At 72.2% G+C, this 1,268-nt stretch carries 1 protein-coding gene; it reads right to left on the bottom strand.

The window, feature by feature from the left end:
* Positions 1-286 precede the first annotated feature (286 nt).
* On the bottom strand, positions 287-1,268 hold a 982-nt coding region (locus tag PROKR_RS26485; RefSeq protein ID WP_084800691.1), incomplete at its 5' end, for a dihydrolipoamide acetyltransferase family protein.

Genomic DNA, 1,268 nt, shown 5'->3' with positions numbered 1-1,268 from the left:
GCAAGCGCCGTCGCGGCCGCCCGCGCTCGATCGGCGGCATGCGCGTGGCGTGACGGCCGCGTGACCAGACGTCGTCCGGGGCACGGCGGCCGCGTTCGGCTGCCGTGATCTGTCGGGGCAGTGCGCCGGGCCGTACCGCGGATCTCCCAGACCGATCCGGGCCGGCGCGCTGTTCCGGCCGTCCGGCACTTTGGATCGATCCACACAGCGACGCGCGAAACGTGTCAGACCCCCAGGTCACTCGAGTGACCTGGGGGTCTGACACGTTCCAGGGCCTTGCCCGGGATCAGCTCCAGACGAGGCCGCGCGCCGGCTCCTCGAGCACGCGGGCGACGTCGGACAGGAACCGTGCACCCAGCTCGCCGTCGGCCAGCCGGTGGTCGAAGCTGAAGCTCAGGGTGGTGACCCACCGCGGCTTCACCTTGCCCTTGTGCACCCACGGCTGCTTGCGGATCGCGCCGAAGGCGAGGATGCCCGACTCCCCCGGGTTGAGGATCGGCGTACCCGTGTCGATGCCGAAGACACCCAGGTTGGTGATGGTGATGGTGCCGTCGGACATGTCGGTGACCGACGTGCGCCCGGCCCGCGCGGTCGCCGTCAGCCCCGCGAGCGCCTTGGCGATGCCGAGCAGGTCGAGCGTGTGCGCGTCCTTGATGTTCGGCACCACGAGGCCTCGCGGGGTGGCCGCGGCGATGCCCAGGTTCACGTAGTGCTTGTAGACGATCTCCTGGGCTGCGTCGTCCCACGAGGCGTTGATCTGCGGGTGCCGCTTCACGGCGAGCAGCACCGCCTTGGCCGCGACCAGCAGCGGCGTCACCTTGACGTCGGTGAAGTCGCGGTCCTCCTTGAGCGCGGCCACGAGCTTCATCGTCTTGGTGACGTCGACGGTGTGCAGCACCGTCACGTGCGGCGCGGTGAAGGCACTGGCCACCATGGCCTCGGCCGTGCGCTTGCGCACGGACCGCACGGGCACGCGGGTCTGGCGCCCGTCCGGCGAGACGACGCCCTGGGCGAGCCACGGCTCGTCGTCCGGGTAGCTGGTCAGCTTCTGCACCGACGAGCGCTCGGCGTGGGCCACCACGTCCTCGCGCGTCACGATGCCGCCGGGACCCGACGCGTGCACCCCGGCGAGGTCCACCCCCAGGTCCTTGGCGAGCTTGCGGACGGGCGGCTTGGCCAGCACGCGGGCGCGTGCTGCCGTCGTCGTCCCGTTGTCCGACGGCGGGGTCGCCACCGGGGCGGGAGCCGGGGCGGGCGGGGCCACCACC

The sequence above is a fragment of the Promicromonospora kroppenstedtii DSM 19349 genome, from assembly GCF_000515355.1.
In the GTDB taxonomy this organism is placed as follows: domain Bacteria; phylum Actinomycetota; class Actinomycetes; order Actinomycetales; family Cellulomonadaceae; genus Promicromonospora; species Promicromonospora kroppenstedtii.
Note: the sequence above shows the minus strand (reverse complement) of the source record. Positions and strands in the feature narration are given on the sequence as shown.